Source organism: Acidovorax sp. LjRoot194 (genome assembly GCF_964253015.1).
Lineage (GTDB): Bacteria > Pseudomonadota > Gammaproteobacteria > Burkholderiales > Burkholderiaceae_C > Acidovorax.
Genome location: NZ_CAXUQB020000001.1, coordinates 2160599 through 2184027, shown reverse-complemented (window position 1 = coordinate 2184027; position 23429 = coordinate 2160599). Strand labels below are relative to the sequence as shown.

Sequence of the window (23429 nt, the reverse complement as noted above, 5' to 3'; positions counted from 1 at the left end):
ACCCAGCTCAGGCAGGCAGATGCCCGTTGCCCAGGCACGCAGCCGTGGGCACGGGCGAGCGCCGCCTCGGTCAGCTGCGGCGCGGCTTGCGCGCCTTGGCCTTGTTTTGCTTGCCGGCCACGGCGCTCTTGACCGACGCTTTCAAGGACTGGATCGGCGAGCGTGCAGCACGCTCCCGCGACAGGCCCGCCTGCTCGGTGGCTGACGGGGCTGGGCCCTTGTCGGCCTTGCGCCCGCCCGACCGGCCGCCCGACTTGCGCGCGCTGCCACCACCACCGGGGCCACCGCCGCCGACACCCTTGTCCTTGAGCGCACGGCCCAGCAGCTCTTCGCCTTCGCGCACCAGGCGGAAGTCGATCTTGCGGCCGTCCAGGTCCACGCGGCTGACCTGCACCCGCACCCGCGCGCCAATGGCATAGCGGATACCGGTGCGCTCGCCGCGCAGCTCCTGGCGCGCCTCGTCGAACTTGTAGTACTCGCCACCGAGTTCGGTGATGTGCACCAGGCCTTCGACGTACATGGCGTCCAGCGTGACGAAGATGCCGAAGCTGGTCGCCGCACTGACCACGCCGCTGAACTCCTCGCCCAGGTGCTCGCGCATGTACTTGCACTTGAGCCAGGCTTCCACGTCGCGGCTGGCCTCGTCGGCACGGCGCTCGTTGGCGCTGCAGTGCAGGCCGGCGGCCTCCCAGGCCTGGACTTCGCGGCTCGGCGGTTTGACGTCCTTGCGCGGCTTCATGCCGGGCGCGGCGACGCGGGAGGCCAGGCGCTTGGCCAGCTTGGCATGCGCCTCGCCCGGTGTGGGCAGCGATGGCAGCTTGTACTGCGTCTTGGCCAGGATGGCCTTGATCACGCGGTGCACCAGCAGGTCAGGGTAGCGCCGAATGGGGCTGGTGAAGTGGGTGTACGCGTCGAACGCCAGACCGAAGTGGCCGCTGTTGATGGGCGTGTAGATGGCCTGTTGCATGGAGCGCAGCAGCATGGTGTGGATTTGCTGCGCGTCGGGGCGGTCCTTGGTCGCCGTGGCAATCGCCTGGAAGTCGCCCGGCTTGGGGTCGTCGCCGATGGTCATGCCCACGGCCATGGCCTTGAGGTAGTTGCGCAGGATCTCCTGCTTCTCGGGCGTGGGGCCTTCGTGCACGCGGAACAGGCCGGGCTGGCCGCCCTGCGCGATGAAGTCGGCGCTGCACACGTTGGCGGCCAGCATGGCCTCTTCGATGAGCTTGTGCGCATCGTTGCGGGTGCGCGGCACGATCTTTTCGATGCGGCCGTTCTCGTCGCAGACGATCTGCGTTTCGGTGGTTTCAAAGTCCACCGCGCCACGCGCCTGGCGTGCAATCAGCAGCGCGCGGTACACGTCGTGCAGGTTGAGCAGGTCCTTGACCCGGTCCTTGCGCTTGCTCGCCTCGGGGCCGCGGGTATTGGCCAGAATGGCCGCCACCTCGGTGTAGGTGAAGCGTGCGTGGCTGTGCATCACGGCCGGGTAGAACTGGTACGCATGCACCTCGCCCTTGGCCGTGACCAGCATGTCGCAGACCATGCACAGGCGCTCCACATCGGGGTTCAGCGAGCACAGGCCGTTGCTGAGCTTCTCGGGCAGCATGGGGATCACGCGGCGCGGAAAGTACACGCTGGTGGCCCGGTCGTACGCATCGATGTCGATGGCGCTGCCGGTCTCCACGTAGTTGCTCACGTCGGCAATGGCCACCAGCAGGCGCCAGCCCTTGCTGCGGCCGACCTTGGCAGGCTCGCAGTACACGGCATCGTCGAAGTCGCGCGCGTCTTCGCCGTCGATGGTGACCAGGGGCACGTCGGTCAGGTCCACGCGGCGCTTCTTGTCCTGCGCGCGAACCTTGTCGGGCAGCTCCTTGGCCTGGGCCAGGCACTCGGCCGAGAACTCGTGCGGCACGCCGTACTTGCGCACCGCGATCTCGATCTCCATGCCCGGGTCGTCCACCTCACCGAGCACTTCGGTGATGCGGCCGACAGGCTGGCCGAACAGTGCGGGCGGCTCGGTCAGTTCGACCACGACCACCTGGCCGGGTTTGGCAGCGCCCGTGGCGCCCTTGGGGATCAATACGTCCTGGCCGTAGCGCTTGTCTTCCGGCGCCACCAGCCACACGCCGCTTTCCTGCAGCAGGCGGCCAATGATGGGTTGCGGCGGGCGTTCGATGATCTCGACCACGCGGCCTTCGGGACGGCCGCGGCGGTCCTGGCGCACGATGCGCACGCGCACACGGTCCTTGTGCAGGACGGCGCGCATTTCATTGGGGGGGATATAGATGTCGCCTTCGCCATCGTCACGGATGACAAAACCGTGTCCATCACGGTGCCCCTGCACGCTGCCTTCAATCTCGTCCGACAAATGCGCGGACTGCGCGCCGGGGGTGGTTTTTTTGATATACAATCTTAGTCTTTCCTGAAATGCCCAGGTGGCGGAATTGGTAGACGCACTAGTTTCAGGTACTAGCGAGTAACATCGTGGAGGTTCGAGTCCTCTCCTGGGCACCAAGTTTAACGAGAACCTGTGAAGGTTTTCAAAATATCGAAGCCGCTGTACCCACAGCGGCTTTTTTATTTTCCGGTTCAGCCGCAGAGGCGCGCATCGGCTGCGGTCACGTGCGATCCCTGGATCGGCATCATCGGGTTGCCGGCTACAGCTGCTGCGCACTACGGCGCGAAGTGCGGGGCTTTGCCCCGCAGTTGTCCGACACTCCGGTCACTACGCCAAGCAATGCCGTGTCGTGTCGCACACACACCCCCTCTCTCGCTCTCTCTACGCACCGCATCCCCAAAAGGCCTCCCATGGAAAGCGTTGGAGACATTTTTCAAAAATTTTCACCATTTGATCCGGCACCCCAATTTGTTGTCCTATAATTCGAGGCTGATCTGAAAGCCCAGGTGGCGGAATTGGTAGACGCACTAGTTTCAGGTACTAGCGAGTAACATCGTGGAGGTTCGAGTCCTCTCCTGGGCACCAAACACATAAAAAGCCGTTGCATTCGCAACGGCTTTTTTGTTTGTGCACGGTTTGTGCGCGGCATCTTTGGTGAGTGCCGCGGAGTCCGGCGCAGTACCGGCCTGCCCTACTTCAAAGCGCAGGCGCAGCAGGTCAGTTTCCAGTTGAGTGCAGCACTGCGCGCACCGCCAACTGCCCACACGCTCTCAGATATCGGGGATCAGTCTTTTGCCCAGGCTGAACGCTTCGTGGCGCTCGTAGCCCAGCTTGTCGTAGAAGCCCAGCACCTGGGCGTTCCCGGTGCGCGCCAGCACATTGGTCTTGGGGCAGCCCATGGCAAGCAACCGCTCTTCAACCTCTGCCATCAACCGCCGCCCCAGCGCCAGGCGCTGGTGACCGGGTGCCACCGCCAGGTAGTACACCGAGCCCCGGTGTCCGTCATAGCCGGCCATGGCGGTTCCGACCAGGCGATCTTCCCCGTCGTGCGCCACGGTGGCGACCAGAAAAAGCTCGGGCTGCACCAGCAGCTTGCGGGCAATATCCTTGTGCGGATCGTTCCACGGACGCACCAGGCCGCAGTCACGCCATAGCGCGACTGCGGCGGCCTCGTCGGCCACCCTGAACGCACGAATGCGCACAGGCGGCAACGCGTCAGCCATGGCCATTACCTGCTGGCTGGCGCCAATTTACTTGCGCAGCAGTGTCTTGAGCACGGTCTGCAGGCGGCGTGCGCTGCCTGCGTCGCTCGGGCTTGCCAGCACGCGCGCGGCGTCCTGACCCCAGGTCTGCGCAGGTGCCGGGTCATTGCGGCGGGTGAGCAATTGCAGCTGCAGCATGCGCCGCGCCGAGATGTGCTCGGCCGGCGTGGGTGCGTCGGCTGCCATCTCCAGGCGCAGCAGGGCCTCGCCAGCCTCGCCCTTGGGTGCGGACGACACGGCCTGCGTCCAGGCGCTGCGCACGGATGCGGTCACGCCGGAGCCCAGATCCTGGGTGCTGGGCACCAGGGCTGCATCGCGCTTTTCCCACGCGGTCATCAACTGGGTCAGCGCCTCGCCATGGGCTTGGGCTGCCAGCTTCTTCAGGGCCTGCTGCGCATGTTCCATGGCATCGCGCTGGGCGCGGAAGGCGGTGTCACCCAGACGGGGGCCACGGTCTTCGTATGCTGGGCGGTCGCCAAAGCGGCCACCGCGGTCGCCCCGCTCTGCACCACCGAAGCGGCCATCACTGCGCGGGGCACCACGGCCTGCATCGCGGTCACCAGGACGGCCGTCACGGCGGTCACCCGGGCGCGCGCCGCGGCCGGGGGCTGCAGGCGCATCCTTCTTCATGCCGGGGCGGTCATCGCCACGCACCGCCACCACGGGGCGCGCAGGCTTGGGTGGAGCGACCGGAGCAGCAGGCGCGGGTGCCGATGCATCCGCGTCCGTGCCGTCGGCGGCAGCGGCGGCAGCGGCGGCATCGCCTTCTGCTGCTGACTCACCAGCCACTGGTTCGACAGCACCTGCAGCTGGCTCGGCAGAATCTGCCGGCGCGGGCGCCGGGGCCGCGGATGGTTCGGCCTTTGCGGCAGCGCTGGCCGCCTCTGCCGCCTGGGCCTGGCCGCGCAGGGCGGCTTCCAGTGCCTGCAAGGCAGAGCGGATCTGCTGCGCATCGCCAGTGGCGTTGGCCGCTTCCAGCGCCTTGGAGGCATCGAGCACCACGCGGTCGCGCGCGCTCAGCTCGGTCACCGAGCGCTCGCGGTCGGCCGACTTGCGGTTGAAGGCTTCGTCGATAGGCTTGCGGAAGGCATCCCACAGTTTTTGCTCGTGCTTGCGATCCAGCGGCACGGTCTGCGCTTCGGCCTGCCAGCGTTGCTGCAGCGCCTTGATCGCGTCGATGCGCAGCGCGGGCGCAGCGCCCAGGGCCGTCGCTTCGTCGATCATGGCGTGGCGGCGGGCCAGGCTGTCCTTTTGTGCAGTCTCAAACGGTGCCGCAGCGCCTGAAATCGCCTGCTTCCACAGCGGTTGCAGTTCGGCAAACAGCTTCTCGCCCACATGGCCGCCTTCGCGCCAGCGGTCGCCGAACTGATGCAGGGCGCGGTTGATCGCCTTCCAGTCGCCCGATGTGGAGTGCTCCTGCGTCCAGGCCTTGACCTCTTCGATCAGTGCCAGGCGCTGGGCCTTGTGCTCTGCGGCTTCCGAGCGGATCTTGTCCAGCCAGGCTTCCACGACCTTGTGCGCGGCGTTGCAGGCTTCGTCGAACTTCTTCCACAGCGCGTGGTTGGGCGCACCGCCCTGGTCTGCCTGCTTCCACTGCTCGCGCAGGGTGCGCAGGGTTTCCTGCATCTTGCGGCCACCCAGGGCCTGGCCGTCGGGGCGGTTGAGCAGCGCTTCGGCCTTGGCCACCAGGTCTTCACGGACCTGGTCGGCGCTCCAGCGCTGCCAGCCTTCCAGCTCGCCAGCGGCCACCAGGGCCGTGTGGACCTGTTGTTCGAGCGCATTGTCGATGTGCTTGCCGTGCACCTTGAGCACCGCACGCAGCGCGGCGGCAGCACCGGCGCTGGCTTTGCCATGGCCTTCTGCGGTTTCTTTCTCCAGAGTGTCCAGCGCTGTGCGCACGGCCTGGGTCGCCTTCTCGACCACCTCGGGGGCGACCTTGGGCTTGGGCGCGCGGGCAGGCTTGGCTGCTGCTGCAGCAGCGGCAGCCGCTTCCGTGGGCAGGCCACGCGCAGCGCGCAGTTCGTCGGCCCACACGGGCACCGGCGGCAGCGGTGCGTTGGTGTCTTCTGCGGCGGCCACGGCCTGGGCCAGAGCCGGCTGGAACGCCTCCCACACCACCAACAGTTGAGTGCGCGATGCATCGAGCAGCGGCGGGAAGCGCGCTTCCACACTGGCCCAGCTCGCGTCGCCGGTCAATTCCTGCGCCTGCTCCTGCCAGCGGGCCACATCGGCACGCAGCAGTTCGAGCGCAGCCTGCGCGTCGCGCCAGGGCTTGGTGGACAGCACTTCGATGCGCTGGGCCAGCAACACAGCGGCCTCGCGCTGGACCTGTACGCGGTGCTGCAGATCTTCGATCACCTTCACGCGGTCGGCCACCTGCACCTTGAGCAGCGACAGCGGCTCGCGCGACAGCGGCGCACCTGCCTTGGCGGCATCGCGCTGCCATGCCAGCGCATCGGCGATGTTGAGCTTGGGTGCGGACAGCAGGGCCTGGGCCTTCTCGGCCCACTCGGCCGCGATGACTTCCTGGCCCTTGGCGCGGCGGATTTCGTCCAGGCGCTCGCGCACGGCACGTGCCGCACCCTTGTCACGCCCGCTCAGCTCCTTGAACACCTCTTGCAATTGCTCGGGCGCGGGTTGCGTGGCCAGCCAGTCACGGATGCGGGAGGCGCGCTCGCCAGACGTGGCGGCCGAAAAAGCGCCGCCGGTCAGCGCATCCAGCGGATGGGGCTCATGGGTTTTGGCCGGAGCCGGATTCACGTCAGGTGCGTCGGACATTTTGCTGCGGGAAAAAAATGGAAACATGGATCCAATGGATAACAAGGGCGTCCCCTGGCGCACTGCCAAAAGGACCTGCCACGGCCACCGCACTGCATGCGAGCCGAGGCGACAAAGGGGCTATTTTCACCGGGTTCTGGGTTCGGGCCCTTGCGGGCACCACGCCAGGCCCCGAGATGTGATCTGACACAAGGCTCGGGGCAGGACTTCTCTCGCTGCGGGCCTTGTCAGTGGCCACGCGCCACCAGGGACAGCCCCCATTATCTATATATAGACGCCAATGCCCAATTGCCAAGGGAGCGTCCGCACGAATTGGGCAAAAAGTGTGAGCTGCGGACCGGGCCGGGCTGTCACGCGCAAAGCACTGAAACAGCGCCATGTATTGCGAGCATCTGCTGGCGCCACGAGCTGCATGTACCACGCGTGCAGCACGTGCGCACGTCCCGCACCACGCAGCCCAAGTGCAGCCGCCGACGGCGCAGTGACAGGCGCACAGGTCACTCAGAAATCAACGAGACGCACGCCCCAACAAGAAAGCCCGACAGACAGTGCCAAAAAGGCCTGCCTGCCGGGCTTGACGGCTGACACAACGGTCTTTGCCATCGGTCGCAAAGCGGAGATGAAGGTCCGCAAGGCGAGGAGGCAAGGTATTGCCTCCAGGGGGGTGCCATGGAAGTTTTGTCTGCTGCACCGGGGCACTGAATGCCTTCGGCGGGAGACTTATTTCGTCCGGCGATGCCTGAAAACTACAGGCAGGTGAACCTTAACAAAGTTGCGAAGCGAACTCAAACGGCATTCTCAATGGCGCCATCCCGCCCGATTGAATTTGACATCGGCTTGTAACAAGCCATGTCGCCACATGGTGCTCTGCGCAGCCAAAAACACCCGAAACCTGTGATTTTTCACATGTTTTTCATGACTTATCAATCTATAAAATACGTTTCTTAGTATTGACTATGTATTTAGTGAACTTCTAGAATCCGCCAGCCCCAAAAACAGGGCTAGTAAAAACCCCAACCCGCTGCCGAACCCGGCTAAGTCGACCAGGGCCCAGAGCACGTTCCCACACCGTGCGGCCCCGGATCGATGGCGTACCAATCCAGGCGATAGCCGGGAAAGGCGCAGGCTCAGTCACTGACTGACCTACTCGCCTGTCCTGCTGCGCTTCAGAAAGGAAGAGCTATGACAGCGTCAGGAAAGTTAGTCTCCGGCGTACGGACCTTCGTGTCCGACGTGACCGAAGGCTTCGTTGAAATCACCCACAACAGCTTCGCCCTCATCGGCCTGGCTGTGGCCTTTGTGGCCATCACCCTCACGGCGCGGCCCGACCTGCGCCAGGCCGGCGAAGAGCAGCTCATGAACTGGCTGCAGGCGCGCCAGGTTGAAGTGGTCGGCATGCCCATCGAGCCCGAAGCGAGCGAGCGCGCCACCGCGGGCAACCCCAAGGACCTGCCCAAGGAGCAGGCCGCCGTCGCCTTCTGGCTGAGCAAGAAGTACCGCGTGGCGCCCGAACCGCTGGCCGTGCTGGTGGCCGAGGCCTACGACATCGGCGCCCGCGCCAAGATCGACCCCACGCTGATCCTGGCCATCATGGCCATCGAGTCGAGCTTCAACCCGTTTGCGCAAAGCGCCGTGGGCGCGCAGGGCCTGATGCAGGTGATGACCAACATCCACACCGACAAGTACCAGAACTTCGGTGGCCACTTTGCCGCGTTCGACCCCGTGAGCAATCTGCGCGTGGGCGTCAAGGTGCTGCAGGAATGCATCGCCCGCGCTGGCTCGGTGGAAGGCGGCCTGCGTTTTTACGTGGGTGCTGCCAACCTGGCCGATGACGGTGGCTATGCCGCCAAGGTGATGGCCGAACACTTCCGCCTGCGCCAGGTGGCCGGTGGCCGCAACATGCCCACGGCACCGCCCATGCTGTCGACCCAGGCAACACCACAGATGGTGCCTGCCGCCAACACGCCCGCCACGACCCCCGTGGCCCCGAGCGCCGACAAGGTGGCCCTGCTGGCCGACCTGTGATAGCAGGCCACTGGTTCTTGATGGCTGCGCTGCGCGCAGCGCGCTTCTTGCGATAGCTCTTGCGCCAGGGCATCGCACCTTGCCCCCTCCGGCGATGCCACCCGACTCTTCACCTCAAGTACACTAGCGGGGTACGCAACTGGCGATAGGCGCAGCTCCTGTACGGGACTGCCGCTGACGTGGAAACCGACAAGGGCTGGCCTCTTGTGAACCACTGGGGAGCGTGCCGCACGGGTGTCATGCCCGCCGCGTTCAGCCGTTCGCCTGGGCAGCCCTTGTTTCAAGGGACACAAGTTCATAGGACTGCCAAAAAATGTACGACCGCAATATTCTTGTCGAACAAGCCGACCCCGAAGTCTTTGCCGCCATCCAGGCCGAGAACGCTCGCCAAGAGCACCACATCGAGCTGATCGCCAGCGAGAACTACGCCTCCCCCGCCGTGATGTGGGCGCAGGGCACCCAGCTGACCAACAAGTACGCCGAAGGCTACCCCGGCAAGCGCTACTACGGTGGCTGCGAGCATGTGGACGTGGCCGAGCAACTGGCCATCGACCGCGTCAAGAAGATCTTCGGCGCCGAAGCAGCCAACGTGCAGCCTCACTGCGGCGCGTCTGCCAACGAGGCCGTGTTCCTGGCCTTCCTCAAGCCCGGCGACACCATCATGGGCATGAGCCTGGCCGAAGGCGGCCACCTGACGCACGGCATGCCGCTGAACATGTCGGGCAAGTGGTTCAACGTGGTCTCCTACGGGCTCGACGCCAACGAAGCCATCGACTACGAAGCGATGGAAAAGAAGGCCCACGAAACCAAACCCAAGCTCATCATCGCCGGTGCATCGGCCTACAGCCTGCACATCGACTTTGCACGCTTTGCCAAGGTGGCCAAGGACGTGGGCGCGATCTTCATGGTGGACATGGCCCACTACGCCGGCCTGATCGCCGCGGGTGTGTACCCCAACCCCGTGCCCCACGCCGACGTCGTGACCAGCACCACGCACAAGAGCCTGCGCGGCCCGCGCGGCGGCATCATCCTGATGAAGGCCGAGCACGAGAAGGCCATCAACAGCGCCATCTTCCCCGGACTGCAAGGCGGCCCGCTGATGCACGTGATCGCGGCCAAGGCCGTGGCCTTCAAGGAAGCGCTGCAGCCCGACTTCAAGGCCTACCAGGAACAGGTGGTGAAGAACGCCAAGGTGGTGGCCGAGACGCTGACCGCACGCGGCCTGCGCATCGTCTCCGGCGGCACGCAAAGCCACGTGATGCTGGTCGACCTGCGCGCCAAGGGCATCACCGGCAAGGAAGCCGAGGCCGTGCTGGGCGCCGCCCACATGACCATCAACAAGAACGCGATCCCCAACGACCCTGAAAAGCCGATGGTGACCAGCGGCGTGCGCATTGGCACCCCCGCCATGACCACGCGCGGCTTCAAGGAAGAAGAAGCACGCATCACGGCCAACCTGATCGCCGACGTGCTGGACAACCCACGCGACGAAGCCAACATCGCCGCCGTGCGCGAGAAGGTCAACGCCCTGACCGCCCGCTTCCCTGTCTACCGTTAAAAATCACGCTGATCCGCATCCATGAAGTGCCCCTTCTGCAGCCACCTCGAAACGCAAGTCGTCGAAACACGGGTGTCTGAAGACGGGGACTTCATCCGGCGCCGCCGCCAGTGCGGCGCCTGCGACAAGCGCTTTACGACCTACGAGCGGCCGGAAGTCAGCTTCCCGGCCATCGTGAAAAAGGACGGCCGACGCATCGAGTACGAGCGCGGCAAGCTGCAGGGCTCGTTCAACCTGGCGCTGCGCAAGCGCCCGGTGAGCACCACGCAGATCGACAGCGCCATCGAACGCATCGAGGAAAAACTGCTCAACCTCGGCCAGCGTGAAGTCATGTCCGCGCGCATCGGCGAGCTGGTGATGCGCGAGCTCAAGAAGCTCGACAAGGTGGCGTACATCCGCTTTGCCAGCGTGTACCGCAGCTTCGAGGACATCGACGACTTCCGCGCGATGGTGGACGAGGTCCGCAAGTAAGTCGCGACTGGCTCACCACGGGCCGGTTGGGCGTGGCTTGTTCTTCGACAATATTGGCAAAAATACCGGCTACCGCTTATCTGACGGGCGCCAGTAGCTATTATTTTTATAGCGGCATTATTGTGATGGCCTCAGCCGTCTGGTACGCCTGTTGACCGGCCTCTGGCCACCCGCTGCTGGTGGCCCGCCCTGCTGTAAGCCCCCTTGGAACTTGCACCTGCTGCAGCGGTACCCATGGCAGTTGCGCGCATCGCTTCTACATCGACCACTACATGTCGAATGCCGCACGTCGCGTCGCACCTCCGCTATTTGCACACCGCACTCCACCATTGAATTGCTATATTTTCAATAGCTACTGGCGCTCACCAGTCGGGCGGTAGAGCCCGTTTTCTTCCCAAACCACCGCTTGAGCAGTGCCGCCAGCCCCAGCGCAGTGCCCGACAATGCCCCCGGTGAAATCCCGCCACTTCCTGCAGCTGGTGCTGCTCTCTGCCCTGTGGGGCGCCTCCTTCCTCTTCATCCGCATCGCCAGCCCCGTGCTCGGGCCCAACGTGATGGCGGCGCTGCGCATTGGCCTGGCCACGCTCACGCTGATCGGCATCATGCGCGTGGCAGGCGAGCGCTGGCCGTGGCGCCATTGGCGCGAGCTGCTGGGGCTGGGCACGCTCACGGTCGCTGCGCCCTTTCTGCTGTATTCGTGGGCGGCCCTGTATCTGCCAGCGGGTTACAGCTCGCTGCTCAACACCATGGCCGTTCCGTTCAGCGTGCTGGCCGCTGCGTGGATGAAGGAAGACACGCTGAGCCTGCGCAAGTGGCTGGGCTGCCTGTGCGGCTTTGCGGGCGTGGCGCTGATCGTGCAGCTGGGCCCGGTGCAGCCCACGCCCGCGCTGCTGATCGCTGCGGCGGGTTGCATCGTCGCGTCGGCCTGCTATGGCATCTCCACCACCTGGATGAAGCGCGCCACCACGCGCATGTCGCCCCTGTCGATCGCGGCGGGCATCCACGCCGCCGCGCTGGTGCTGCTGCTGCCGGGCGCGGCCTGGAGCCTGCCCGAAGCACGCTTTACCACCGGTGCCGTGGCGGCGGTGGTGGTGATGGGCGTTTTCACCTCGGGCCTGGCCTACTGGCTCAACCTGCGCGTGCTGTCCCAGGTGTCGCCGGTGGCGGCCATGAGTTCGGCGTTCATGATCCCGCTGTTCGGCGTGGCCTGGGGCCATGTGTTCCTGGGCGAGGCGCTGGGCCCCGGCATGCTCTGGGGCGGCGCGCTGGTGCTGGTGGCCACCGGGCTGGTGACGGGCTTCAACCCCCTGCGCTGGCTGGCCGCGCTGCGCCTTGGAAAGGGGTAGCCGACACCCGCCTCAGCGCGCCGGTGGTGCGGCAGGTGCTGTCGGTGCGGTAGATGCGGCGGACCGAATGCGGTCTGTGGCGGGCACCGCCACCGGGCTCTGCGTGCGGAAGTACGCTTCGAGCGCATCCAGGTCCAGCCCGCCCACCAGGCGGTCGCGGCCTTCGGTCAGCACGGTGAAGTTGTCGCCGCCGCTGTCCAGGTAGCTGCTCATCACCACCCGCACGGGGGTGTCGTCCTGCAGCGGCACTCCGTGCAGCACCAACTGGCTGACGCGCGCGCCGGGCGGCTGGGCCCGGTCGAACTGGTAGGCAAAGCCTGCGGACACCGACAGCACGCGAGGCCGCTGGACGGTGTTGGTGCCGCTGGCAAACTGCTGCTCCAGCACCGCCTTGATCTGCGCGCCGGTGAAGGTCTTCACCACCAGCTGGTTGCCGAACGGCTGCACCGCGTACAGCTGCCCGTAGCGCACCAGGCCCTGTTCGTCCGGCACCAGGTCGGCGCGCAGACCGCCCGGGTTCATGAACGACAGCTGCGCGCCGCCCTGCTCCGGCGCCTGCGTGGCCGCCAGTTGCGCGTCGGCCACCAGGTTGCCCAGCGTGCTCTCCAGCGATGGGGTGGGCACACGCCGCATCGGCCCCGCCGCCTGCCCCACCGGGCGCTGCGCCAGCGGCACGGCGGCTGCGCGGTAGGTGTCGACGATCTTTTGCACCACCGGGTCGGCCGTGAACGACGGCACCGCGGCCGTCATGTCCACGCGCCCCTGGCTGCCGGTGAAGGCCTCGCTCTGCACGATGACGTTGCGCGCTGATTTGCTCACCACGCGGCGCGTGCGGGTGTCCACCCGCAGCGCGATGTCGGTGAGCAGCGTGCCGTACTGGCCCGCGCTGGTCAAAAGGAAGGGCTTGGCCGGGTTCACCGTGCCGTAGTCGCACACATAGGCCTGGTGCGTGTGACCCGAGACCACTACGTCCACCGCTGGGTCCAGGCGTTCCAGGATGGGCACGATGTCGCCCGACAGGCCTGCACAGCTCGTGGCCTCTACGCCTGCGGTGGTGTTGCCGCCTTCGTGGATCACCACCGCGATCACGTCGGCGCCCTGGGCCTTGAGCTGCGGGATCAGCGCGTTGGCCGTGTCCGCTTCGTCCTCGAAGCGCAAGCCCGCCACGCCGGACGGGCTCACCATGGTGGGCGTGGCGCGCAGGGTCAGGCCGATCACGCCCAGCGTGACCGTGGCGCCGCCCTGCGTGAAGCGCTTGATGCCGGTGGCGGGCAGCAGCGTGCGGCCGTCTTCCACCCGCACGGTGTTGGCCGCCAGAAAGCCGAAGCGCGCGCCGGCAAAGGGCTGGCTGATCTGGCAGGGCTCGCGCACGGTGAACTTCTCGCAGCCGCCTTGCTGCAGCCGCAGCAACTCGCGCCAGCCGCGGTCGAACTCATGGTTGCCCACGGCGTTGAAGTCGATGTGCATCGCGTTGACGGCCTCGATGGTCGGCTCGTCCAGGAACAGCGACGACACCAGGGGCGATGCGCCCACCATGTCGCCCGCCGACACCACCGCGTGGTGCGGGTTGCGGGACTTCAGCGAGGCCATGGCGCTCGCGAAATACGCCATGCCGCCCGCAGGCACCGCCACCGGCCCGGACGCCGTCTGCACCGTGTGCGCCATGCGGGGCGGCTCCATGTTGCCGTGCAGGTCGTTGAAGCCGATGAGCGTGATGTCGATGTGGTCGGGCACCGCCTGCCCCGGCGGGGGCGCCACCGTGCCGCAGCCCGCCAGCAAGGCGCCCGCAGCGCCTGCCGCCGCCCACGCCGCAGCGCTGCGCGCCCATCCCGCCCCCACGGATGCCTGTGCCTTCAATCTGCGCATGGGTGTGCCTTTGTTGCTCAACCGAATAAAAAAAGGGCGCGCATTCCTGCACGCCCAGCCGCCATGGTCCGCCCGACGCCAAGGTGCGGCGACGCTGCGCCGCGGCTACAGGAACGACGCCTGGATCGGCGGCACGGGCGGCGCCACGTCGGCGCACTGTGCGCGGTGGCGCAGTGCGTGGTCCATCACCACCAGCGCCAGCAGGGCCTCGGCGATGGGTGCTGCGCGGATGCCCACGCAGGGGTCGTGGCGGCCCTTGGTGATGACCTCGGTGCTCTGGCCGTGCACGTCGATGGACTCGCGCGGGCTGATGATCGAGCTGGTGGGCTTGATCGCAATGCTCACCTCCAGGTCCTGCCCGGTGCTGATGCCGCCCAGCACGCCGCCGGAGTTGTTGGTGCGAAACCCGCCGGGCGTCATCGAGTCGCCGTGGGTGGTGCCGCGCTGCGCCACGCTGGCAAAGCCGGCGCCGATCTCCACGCCCTTGACGGCATTGAGGCCCATCATGGCGTAGGCGATGTCGGCGTCGAGCTTGTCGTACAGCGGCTCGCCCAGGCCCACGGGCACGCCGGTGGCCTGCACGCGGATGCGGGCCCCGCACGAATCGCCCGCCTTGCGCAGCGCGTCCATGTAGTCCTCGTACTGCGCCACGTCGGCCACGGGGGCGAAGAAGGGGTTGCTGCGCACGTGGTCCCAGCTCTCGAACGGAATGGCCAGCTCGCCCAGTTGCGTCATGCACGCCCGGAACTGCACGCCGTAGCGCTGCGCCAGCCACTTCTTGGCCACGGCGCCGGCGGCCACGGTGGGCGCTGTCAAGCGCGCCGACGACCGGCCGCCGCCGCGCGGGTCGCGGATGCCGTACTTGTGCCAGTAGGTGTAGTCGGCATGGCCGGGGCGAAAGCTCTCGGCGATGTTGCTGTAGTCCTTGCTGCGCTGGTCGGTGTTGCGGATCAACAGCGCGATCGGCGTGCCGGTGGTCTTGCCCTCGTACACGCCCGAGAGGATCTCCACCGCGTCGGGCTCGTTGCGCTGGGTGACGTGGCGGCTGGTGCCGGGGCGGCGGCGGTCCAGGTCGGCCTGGATGTCGGCTTCGGTCAGCGGCATGCCGGGCGGACAGCCGTCGATCACGCAGCCAATGGCCGGGCCGTGGGATTCACCAAAGTTGGTGACTGCGAATAGGGATCCGAAGGTGTTGCCGCTCATGGCGCAGGATTATCCCAGAGCAGAGGCCGCCAAAGTCCGGGTGTGGCCTGGGCGCGCCGCGCCAACGCGCGGCCACGCTGGCGGCCTTGGCATTGTCCTGCGCGCTTGCTAGCATCGCAGCACGATCACCGGGACCTCCATGCCCACCTCCGCCCCGCCGAGCCCCGGCATCCCAAGCCCCTCCCCCACCGCCTGGCTGGCCGATGCGCCCTTGCGCAAGGCGCTCGACGACAGCGACAACGCCATCGTGATGAGCAACAGCGAGCGGCTGGTGGTGTATGTGAACGAGGGCTTCGCCCGCCTGTTCGGCTTTGAAGCCCACGAAGTGCTGGGGCGCAACCTCAGCCACGTGCTCATCGGCCCGCGCTCCGACCCCGACCTGCTCGGGCAGATCCGCGGCAGCCTGGGCACGAGCGGCTCGTTCCATGTGGAGACGCTGCTGTACAGCAAGTCGGGCCAGCCGCGCTGGGTGTCGATGATGATCAATGCCTCCGACGAGGCCTCGGGCGGGCCCGGCGGCAGCATCACCGTCCTCACCGACATCACGCTCACCAAGATGCACGAGATGCTGCAAAAGCGCGTGCTGGAAGGCCTGGTCAACGAGCTGCCCCTGTCCGGGCTCATGGCCTTGCTGTGCGACGAGGTGGAACGCATCGCCCCCGAGGTCACGGCCTCGGTGCTGGCGGTGGATGACCAGGGCCGTCTGCGCCCGCTGGCCGCACCGGGCCTGCCCGCCGCCATCAGCCGGGCCATCGACGGCCTGCCCATCGGCCCCAGTGCCGGCTCGTGCGGTACCGCCGCCTACCGGCGCGAGCCGGTGCTCACCACCGACATCGCGACCGACCCGCTGTGGACGGACCAGGACCGCGCGCTCTACCTCGCCAGCGGCTTCAAGGCGTGCTGGTCCAGCCCCATCTGCGACCACCAGGGCAAGGTCGCCGGCACGCTCGCGTTCTACTTTCGCGAGCCCCGCCAGCCCGATGCCCTGCACGAGCGGCTGGTGGACATGTGCCTGCACCTGTGCGCACTGGCCATCGAGCGCAACGCCACCCGCCAGCGCCTGCACCAGCTGGCGTTCTTCGACGCCCTCACCGGTCTGCCCAACCGCGCACTGTTCCACGACAGCGCAGAGCACCGGCTCGCCCAGCTGCAGGCTGCCCGGCACGGCGGCGCCGTGCTGTTCGTGGACCTGGACCGGTTCAAGCAGGTCAACGACACCCAAGGGCACGCTGCCGGAGACGCCGTGCTGTGCGAGGTCGCCCGGCGGCTGTCCCGTGCGCTGCGAGAGCACGACCTGATCGGCCGGTTGGCGGCCGACGAGTTCGTGCTGCTGCTGCCCGAATGCGACACCGACCGCGCCGTGCAGACGGCCCGCTCCTTGCTGGAGGCCGTGGCAGCGCCCATGGACATCGAGGGCCAGGCGCACGTCTGCCACGCCAGCATCGGCATCGCCATGTTCCCCGGCGACGGCGAAAGCATCGACACCTTGCTGCGCCACGCCGACCAGGCGATGTACCAGGCCAAGAGCGACCACCGGCACAGCCTGCAGCTGTTCAGTGCCGAGATGAACCGGCACGCCCAGGAGCGCGTGGCCGTGGAGCGCGCGCTGCGCCAGGCGATGGCCGAGCGCAGCGGCATCACGCTGCACTACCAGCCGCAGGTGCTCAGCAGCTCACCCGGCACCCTGCACGGGGTGGAAGCGCTGGCGCGCTGGCACCATGCCGACTGGGGCATGGTGCCGCCCGGCCGGTTCATCGCGGTGGCCGAAGAGGCGGGGCTGATCCACGAGCTGACGCTGTGGCTGCTCGACCAGGCCTGCGCACAGCTGGCCGCCTGGCGTGCCGCGGGGCATGACGTGCCCTGCGTCGCGGTCAACCTGTCGGGGCGCAGCTTTCACCAGCCCGAGTTCGCGCAGCAGGTCTGCGAGGCGCTGGCGCGCCACGGCCTGCGCACCGGCGACGTGCTGCTGGAGATCACCGAAAGCGTGATGATGGACGCGCGCCCCATGACGCGGACCAACATCGACACCCTGCACAGCCGGGGGTTCAGGCTGTCGCTGGACGACTTCGGCACCGGCTACTCGTCGTTGAGCTACCTGCACCGCCTGCCGATTTCGGAGCTGAAGCTGGACATGGCCTTCGTGCGGGACCTCACCACCAGCCCCACGGCGCGCGCGCTCACGGTGTCGGTGCTGAGCATTGCCCACAGCCTGGGCATGGCGGTGGTGGCCGAAGGGGTGGAGACACCCGGCCAGCAGCAGTGGCTGCAGGCCCACGGGTGCCCGGTGATGCAGGGCTACCTGTTCGGCAAGCCGATGCCGCCCGACGAGATCGAGGCCTGGCTGTGCGCGCAGGCACCGCACAAGCGCTGACGAAGACGCCACCGCAGCCCGCGAACAACAAGGCTGGGGCCGCAGGGTGCAGGGGCAATGCCCTGCCCCCCGGCATCAGCCGCCGGATTCGTCCTCGGGCCAGTCGCGGATGTAGGCCTTGAGCATCTTGTTCTCGAAGTTCTGGCTGTCCACCACGGCCTTGGCCACGTCGTAGAAGCTGATCACGCCCATCAGCATGCGGCGGTCCATCACCGGCATGTAGCGTGCGTGGCGGTCCAGCATCATGCGGCGCACTTCGTCCATCTCGGTTTCCATCGTGCAGGTCAGGGGCGCATCGTCCATGGCCGAGCGGACCTGCATGGTGCCCACGCTGCCGCCGTTTTTCACGATGGCCTGGATCACCTCGCGGAAGGTGAGCATGCCCACCAGGTCACCCAGCTCCATGACCACCAGCGAGCCGATGTCGCGCTCGGCCATCAGGTTCACGGCGTCGGCCAGCGGCTCCTCGGGGGTGACGGTGTACAAGGTGTTGCCCTTGACGCGAAGGATGTCGCTGACTTTCATGGTGTAGGTCTCCGGGAAGGCGAAAAGAGCGCGTCGCGCGCTGCACAGGTCTGCCACCAAATATAGCCCACAATGCCGCGTGCCCTGTCCCGCAAGCAACTGTGCAGGACATGGATTCAGAACATCCGCCTGACCCTCTGGGAGACAAACCACATGCCCGGCTACTCCGACCCCGGCTTCGACACGCTTGCGCTGCACGCTGGCGCCACGCCTGACCCCGCCACCGGCGCACGCGCCGTGCCCATCCACCTGACCACGTCGTTCGTGTTCGAGTCGAGCGACCACGCGGCCTCGCTCTTCAACCTGGAGCGGCCCGGCCACGTCTACAGCCGCATCAGCAACCCCACCAATGCGGTGCTCGAGCAGCGCGTCTCGGCCCTGGAAGGCGGCGTGGGGGCGATTGCCACCGCCAGCGGGCAGGCGGCGTTGCACCTGGCCATCTGCACGCTGATGGGTGCGGGCAGCCACATCGTGGCCAGCACGGCGCTGTACGGCGGATCGCAGAACCTGCTGCACTACACGCTGTCGCGCTTCGGCATCGACACCACCTTCGTCAAGCCCGGCGACATCGACGGCTGGCGCGCGGCCGTGCAGCCCAACACCAAGCTCTTCTTCGGCGAGACGGTGGGCAACCCGGGCCTCGATGTGCTGGACATCCCCACCATCAGCGCGATCGCGCACGAGGCGGGCGTGCCGCTGCTGGTGGACTCGACCCTCACCTCGCCCTGGCTCATGAAGCCGCTGGAGCTGGGTGCCGACCTGGTCTACCACTCGGCCACCAAGTTCCTGTCGGGCCACGGCACGGTGGTGGGCGGCATCGTGGTCGATGGCGGCAGCTTCGACTGGGACGGTCCGCGCTCGGCGGGCAAGTTCGCCGAGCTCACTGCGCCCTACGAAGGCTTTCACAACATGGTGTTCAGCGAGGAAAGCTCGGTGGGCGCGTTCCTGCTGCGCGCGCGGCGCGAGGGGCTGCGCGACTTCGGCGCGTGCATGAGCCCGCACACCGCCTGGCTCATCCTGCAGGGCATCGAGACCCTGCCGCTGCGCATGGAGCGGCACATGCGCAACACGGCGCGCGTGGTCGAGTTCCTGGCCAGCCAACCCTTCGTCTCGCGCGTGGGCCACCCCATGCTGGAGTCGCATGCAAGCCACGCCCTGGCGCAAAAGCTGCTGCCGCGCGGCGCGGGCTCGGTGTTCAGCTTCGACCTCAAGGGCAACCGCGAGCAGGGCAAGAAGTTCATCGAGACGCTCAAGGTCTTCAGCCACCTGGCCAACGTGGGCGACTGCCGCAGCCTGGTGATCCACCCGGCCAGCACCACGCACTTCCGGATGAGCGACGAGGCGCTGGTGAACGCCGGCATCACGCAGGGCACGATCCGCCTGTCCATCGGTCTCGAAGATGCCGACGACCTGATCGACGACTTGAAGCGCGCCCTCAAGGCCGCAGAAAAAGCGGGGGCCTGATCACCATGCAGATCCAAGTCAACGGCAGTACCACCTACTGCTACACCGGCGGCAAGCCCTTCGACGCCGCCAAGCCCACCGTGGTGTTCATCCACGGCGTGTTGAACGACCACAGCGTGTGGGCCATGCAAAGCCGCTACATGGCCAATCACGGCTGGAACGTGCTGGCGGTGGACCTGCCCGGCCACTGCCGCAGCGCGGGCGAGGCGCCGGCCACCGTGGAGGCCGGCGCGGACTTCATCGCCGCCCTGCTCGATGCGGCAGGCCTGCAGCGTGCGGCGCTGGTGGGCCACAGCTTCGGCTCGCTGATCGCGCTGGAAGCCGCAGCCCGCCTGGGCGCGCGTGTGAGCCATTTGGTGCTGGTGGGCACGGCCTACCCGATGAAGGTGTCGCCCGCACTGATCGACGCCGCGCTGAACGAGCCCGAGAAGGCGCTGCGCATGGTCAACGTGTTCTCGCGCAGCACGCTGGCGCCGCCGTCGGGCGCGGGCTTCTGGGTCTACAACGCGGGCATGGCGCTGGGCCGCAAGGTGATGCGCAGCAACACTGCCGTCAACGTGTTCCACCGCGGCTTCGTGGCGTGCGACAGCTATGCCAACGGCGAGCAGGCCATGGCGGCCGTGCAGTGCCCGGTGCTGTTCGCCCTGGGCGCGCAGGACCAGATGACCGCGCCCAAGGCCGCCCAGGGCCTGGTGGCCGCCGCGCGCGCTGCCGGCAAGGTGGTGCAGACCACCAGCCTGCCCGTGGGCCACAACCAGATGAGCGAGGCGCCCGACGAGACGCTGATGGCCATCCGCGACTTCCTCGCGAAGTAGGCCCGCCCATCGGGCCTGGGCCGGTAACGCAGTACACGGCCCCGTGCGCGCCAGACGCGCTTACTCTCGGGCGTCTCCGGCGAGCCTGTCGCGCCGCCACGCGGGCCTGCGCAGCAGAGTGAACGCACGCAGGCCCCATTCCACCGGGCCGTAGGCGTGCTGCGCCATCCACCAGCGACTGAGCGCCAGTTGCGCCGCGTACAGCGCCACGCAGCCCAGCAGCACCACCAGCGGCGACACCTGCCCCACCAGCGCGAAGCCATAGGCCGTGAACACCACGGCCCCCACCACCGACTGCAGCAGGTAGTTCGACAGCGCCATGCGGCCTGCGGGCGCCAGGGCCGCGCCCAGCCGGCGACCCAGCGGCCCGCGCTGCAGCACCCACAACAGCGCAGCGGCATAGCCCAGGCTGAGAAAAGGCGACGTGGCCAGGTCCACCGCGAGCGCAGCGGCCGCCACATGGTCGCTCTGGCGGGTGCCGCTGCTTTGGCCCCACGCGTACACGAAAGCCCCTGCGAACCCGATCGGCAGGCAGCACGCCATCCAGCGCACAAGCCGCGCAGGCTGCTGCGCCACCGCAGCCAGATAGCCCGAACGCCGCGCCGCCAGCCCCAGCAAAAACATCGCCAACGCGCACGGCCCCTGCACGAACACCAGCACGAACCACACACCGTCGGCCATGTCGCGCCCCCGCTGCAAGATGGCGTCCCCAGCGCTGGCACGGTAGGCATCGGCCGCCAGTTGCGCCTTGGCCTGCAGCTCTGCCAACGGCACCTCTGCCATCGGGGCCTGCGCAAAGCCCCAGGCGATCAAGCCCCAGCCTGCCGACACCAGCGCCAGCAACACCAGCGCCAACGCCACCGCACTGCCCGGCCGAAGCTTGTGCAGCGCCAGCAGCAGCAAACCCAGCACGGCGTACGTCACCAGGATATCGCCCGCATACAGCAGCCACGCATGCGCCACGCCCAGCACCAACAGGCCCAGCAAGCGCCGCAAAAACCGCGGCCCGAACGCAGCGCCTGCGCGCTGGGCCGACTCCATCTGCAACGCAAAGCTGTAGCCGAACAGCAGCGAGAACAGCAGGTAGAACTTGGTCTCGAAGAAAAAACTCACGAGCCAGCGCACCACTTGGTCCACAGGCCGGGAAAACGCGGGCTCGAACACGCCCAGGCCAAAGTAGGTGGACGCGAAGCAGCCCGAGTTGACGATGAGGATGCCCAGGAGCGCAAAGCCGCGCAGCGCGTCGATAGCGTGTTCGCGGTGGGGGCCGAGTTCAACGCGGGGGTTAGGATCGGGGTGCGGGTCGATGCCACCGTCCTGGGGGGCGAAGGTACTGGCAGGCGGATGCGAGGGCGGTGGGTCGGCGGGCAAGTTGGTGATCATCTGGCGGCATTCAAAGCATTCGCTCCAAAACCTGGAAATTGTGGGGTGGACGGACCGGCCGACCAGCGCGGTCACGCCGCCCTGCCCGCGTCTCCAAGGCGGCACCCGCTGGCGGGCGCGCAGGCGTATAAAGCGCACAGAGCCTGCAGCGATTGTGCAAGAGCGTCGGTGACAGGCCGTGGACCACCACCAGGAGACAACGATGCATGTCAGCGCCCCGACACCTACGCCTGAAGCTACGCCTGAAGCCACGCCTGCACCCACGCCCGCCTCCACGGCCGGCACCGACCCGCGCAGCTTCAAGAGCTTTGCGGAGTTCTACCCCTTCTACCTCAGCGAGCACAGCAACCGCACCTGCCGGCGCCTGCACTTCGTGGGCTCCACGCTCAGCCTGGCGTTTCTGGCCGCGCTGGTAGTCACGGGCCAGCCCCAGTACCTGCTGTACGGCCTGCTGTGCGGCTACGGGTTCGCGTGGGTCGGGCACTTCGGCTTCGAGAAGAACAAGCCCGCCAGCTTCAAGCGGCCGCTCTACAGCTTCATGGGCGACTGGGTGATGTACAAGGACATCTGGACGGGCAAGGTGCGCTTCTGATCAGGCAAAAAAGCCCCTGCCGCTCATCCAACAAGCGCCAGCAGCTATTTATTTGATAGCAAACGACTGGAACGACCGGGTGGCTGGGAGCGCCAACGCCGCCACCACCGCATCCTCGGCCGCATCGCCCAGCACGTCTGCCATGAACAGCCGGTCGAGCCCTGAGCGCTCCCACAACGGTGCCAGACTCGGCGCGCGCTCGATCAGCAGCTTTTCGGCCAAGGGGGCCAGCAGTGTGCGTGCCGGGTCGGCCAGCAGCACCCAGCGCGGCTCGGGCACGTCGGACGCGCTCACGGCGGCCTCGGTCAGCTCGCCCACCCAGTCCAGCGCCGTTAGCGCCTCCAGCACGGGCTCGAGCTGCAGCACGTCCACCCGCAGCAGCTGCGCCAGCTGGCTCGGCCGCAGGCCCTTCATGGGCTGGCTGCGCGCGCGATGCAGCTCCTGCAGCACCTCGATGGCCAGCTGAAAATTCCACCCCGCCACCGTGGCCCGCCGTGCCACGCCGGCCAGCAGGCTGGGCAGGTAGGCCGTCACCACCGCCCCCAGCAGCACGATGACCCAGGCCACGTAGATCCACACCAGCAGGATGGGCAGCGTGGCGAATGCGCCGTACACCACCGAGTACGTCGGCACGCTGCCCAGGTACAGCGCCAGCACCTTCTTGGCCAGCTCGATGCACACCGACACGAAGAAACCGCCCGTCCACGCGTGCCGCCACTTCACCGGCGTGTTGGGCACATAGTGGTACAGCGACGCCATGCCGCCCGCCAGCACCACGAACTGGATGGAGTCGAACAGCAACTGCACCCCGTCCGGCAGGCGCCGCACCAGCCCGCCAGATGCCGACATCACATACGACGTGACCGCCAGGCTCGCGCCCATCAGCAGCGGGCCCAGCGTGATGGCGGCCCAGTAGATCAGCACCCGCTGCCCCAGCGGCCGCAGCCGCTGCACGCGCCAGATGTCGTTGAGCGTGCGGTCAATGGTGAGGATCAGCGCCAGCGCCGTGGCCAGCAAGATCGAAAAGCCCGCCACCCCCAGCCCGCTGGCCTTGGCGGCAAACTGGTTCAGGTAGCCCAGCACCTGGCGCGCGATGCTGTCGGGCACCAGACTGGTCACCAGCCAGCCTTGCAGCGCATCCTGCAGCTTGCCGAAGATGGGGAAGGCGGTGAACACCGCCAGCGCTACGGTGAAGAATGGCACCAGCGCCAAAATGGTGGTGAAGGTCAGGCTGCTGGCGGTCAGGCCCAGGTGGTCTTCGCGGAACCGCTCGCGCAAGGTCTGCACGGTGGTTCTCCAGGGAAAGTGGGACAGCTCGGTCATCAGCGCTTCGAAGCGCGACGCTACTGCCTGTAAGGAGAAGGGCATGGCCGAT

At 67.3% G+C, this 23429-nt stretch carries 16 protein-coding genes, 2 tRNA genes and 1 riboswitch; of the genes, 10 read left to right on the top strand and 8 right to left on the bottom strand.

The window, feature by feature from the left end:
- Positions 1 to 70: 70 nt before the first annotated feature.
- Entirely contained in the window at positions 71 to 2407 is a 2337-nt protein-coding gene (gene rnr / locus ACSQ3N_RS09880; RefSeq protein ID WP_056163582.1) for a ribonuclease R, read from the bottom strand.
- A gap of 19 nt (positions 2408 to 2426) precedes the next feature.
- Here rnr and ACSQ3N_RS09875 point away from each other — a divergent pair.
- Both ACSQ3N_RS09875 and ACSQ3N_RS09870 read left to right on the top strand, forming a co-directional pair.
- Positions 2427 to 2511: transfer RNA gene (locus ACSQ3N_RS09875), tRNA-Leu, on the top strand.
- 384 nt (positions 2512 to 2895) lie between these two features.
- Positions 2896 to 2980, top strand: a tRNA-Leu gene (locus ACSQ3N_RS09870).
- A gap of 185 nt (positions 2981 to 3165) precedes the next feature.
- Here the strand turns inward: ACSQ3N_RS09870 and ACSQ3N_RS09865 are convergent.
- A complete protein-coding gene (locus tag ACSQ3N_RS09865; protein WP_369817113.1) occupies positions 3166 to 3597 on the bottom strand; it encodes a GNAT family acetyltransferase in 432 nt (143 codons plus the stop codon).
- Between the two features lie 48 nt (positions 3598 to 3645).
- A complete protein-coding gene (locus tag ACSQ3N_RS09860) occupies positions 3646 to 6462 on the bottom strand; it encodes a DUF349 domain-containing protein (protein ID WP_436146141.1) in 2817 nt (938 codons plus the stop codon).
- A 1155-nt stretch (positions 6463 to 7617) separates the two neighbouring features.
- Between ACSQ3N_RS09860 and ACSQ3N_RS09855 the strand changes: the two genes are divergently transcribed.
- From ACSQ3N_RS09855 to ACSQ3N_RS09840, 4 genes are all read left to right on the top strand, one after another.
- The gene (locus ACSQ3N_RS09855; protein WP_056163577.1) at positions 7618 to 8460 is read left to right on the top strand and encodes a lytic transglycosylase domain-containing protein; all 843 of its coding nucleotides are present in this window, start codon (positions 7618 to 7620) and stop codon (positions 8458 to 8460) included.
- 125 nt (positions 8461 to 8585) lie between these two features.
- Positions 8586 to 8737, top strand: a riboswitch (ZMP/ZTP riboswitch).
- 36 nt (positions 8738 to 8773) lie between these two features.
- Complete coding sequence (gene glyA / locus ACSQ3N_RS09850) at positions 8774 to 10018, top strand: serine hydroxymethyltransferase (RefSeq protein WP_056163574.1); 1245 nt, start codon at positions 8774 to 8776, stop codon at positions 10016 to 10018.
- Positions 10019 to 10039: 21 nt separating this feature from the next.
- Positions 10040 to 10489 carry a transcriptional regulator NrdR gene (gene nrdR / locus ACSQ3N_RS09845; protein ID WP_056163571.1) on the top strand — a complete coding sequence of 150 codons (450 nt, stop codon included), beginning with the start codon at positions 10040 to 10042 and terminating at the stop codon, positions 10487 to 10489.
- A 443-nt stretch (positions 10490 to 10932) separates the two neighbouring features.
- Positions 10933 to 11835, top strand: a complete 903-nt coding sequence (locus tag ACSQ3N_RS09840) for a DMT family transporter (protein ID WP_056163568.1) — start codon at positions 10933 to 10935, stop codon at positions 11833 to 11835.
- Positions 11836 to 11847: 12 nt separating this feature from the next.
- Here ACSQ3N_RS09840 and ACSQ3N_RS09835 read toward each other — a convergent pair whose 3' ends face one another.
- Together ACSQ3N_RS09835 and aroC are read right to left on the bottom strand one after the other, a co-directional pair.
- Positions 11848 to 13701, bottom strand: coding sequence for a bifunctional metallophosphatase/5'-nucleotidase (locus ACSQ3N_RS09835; protein ID WP_436146140.1), 1854 nt, complete (start codon positions 13699 to 13701; stop codon positions 11848 to 11850).
- A 105-nt stretch (positions 13702 to 13806) separates the two neighbouring features.
- Positions 13807 to 14904 carry a chorismate synthase gene (aroC, locus tag ACSQ3N_RS09830; protein ID WP_056163561.1) on the bottom strand — a complete coding sequence of 366 codons (1098 nt, stop codon included), beginning with the start codon at positions 14902 to 14904 and terminating at the stop codon, positions 13807 to 13809.
- A 139-nt stretch (positions 14905 to 15043) separates the two neighbouring features.
- On the opposite strand from aroC, the gene ACSQ3N_RS09825 reads away from it, so the two are divergent.
- Entirely contained in the window at positions 15044 to 17275 is a 2232-nt protein-coding gene (locus ACSQ3N_RS09825; protein WP_056163557.1) for a sensor domain-containing protein, read from the top strand.
- 75 nt (positions 17276 to 17350) lie between these two features.
- Here the strand turns inward: ACSQ3N_RS09825 and ACSQ3N_RS09820 are convergent, their stop codons facing one another.
- Entirely contained in the window at positions 17351 to 17800 is a 450-nt protein-coding gene (locus tag ACSQ3N_RS09820) for a CBS domain-containing protein (protein ID WP_056163554.1), read from the bottom strand.
- A 153-nt stretch (positions 17801 to 17953) separates the two neighbouring features.
- Here ACSQ3N_RS09820 and ACSQ3N_RS09815 point away from each other — a divergent pair, with 153 nt between their 5' ends.
- Positions 17954 to 19264, top strand: a complete 1311-nt coding sequence (locus ACSQ3N_RS09815; protein ID WP_056163552.1) for an O-acetylhomoserine aminocarboxypropyltransferase — start codon at positions 17954 to 17956, stop codon at positions 19262 to 19264.
- A 5-nt stretch (positions 19265 to 19269) separates the two neighbouring features.
- Positions 19270 to 20079: an alpha/beta fold hydrolase gene (locus tag ACSQ3N_RS09810; protein WP_056163550.1), complete on the top strand. Its 810-nt coding sequence runs from the start codon at positions 19270 to 19272 to the stop codon at positions 20077 to 20079.
- A 60-nt stretch (positions 20080 to 20139) separates the two neighbouring features.
- Here the strand turns inward: ACSQ3N_RS09810 and ACSQ3N_RS09805 are convergent, their stop codons facing one another.
- On the bottom strand, positions 20140 to 21462 hold the full coding sequence (locus ACSQ3N_RS09805) for a DUF418 domain-containing protein (protein ID WP_436146139.1): 1323 nt from the start codon (positions 21460 to 21462) through the stop codon (positions 20140 to 20142).
- Positions 21463 to 21664: 202 nt separating this feature from the next.
- Between ACSQ3N_RS09805 and ACSQ3N_RS09800 the strand changes: the two genes are divergently transcribed.
- Positions 21665 to 22054, top strand: coding sequence for a DUF962 domain-containing protein (locus ACSQ3N_RS09800; RefSeq protein ID WP_056163805.1), 390 nt, complete (start codon positions 21665 to 21667; stop codon positions 22052 to 22054).
- A gap of 48 nt (positions 22055 to 22102) precedes the next feature.
- Here the strand turns inward: ACSQ3N_RS09800 and ACSQ3N_RS09795 are convergent, their stop codons facing one another.
- Positions 22103 to 23422: a YihY family inner membrane protein gene (locus ACSQ3N_RS09795; protein WP_436146138.1), complete on the bottom strand. Its 1320-nt coding sequence runs from the start codon at positions 23420 to 23422 to the stop codon at positions 22103 to 22105.
- Positions 23423 to 23429 lie beyond the last annotated feature (7 nt).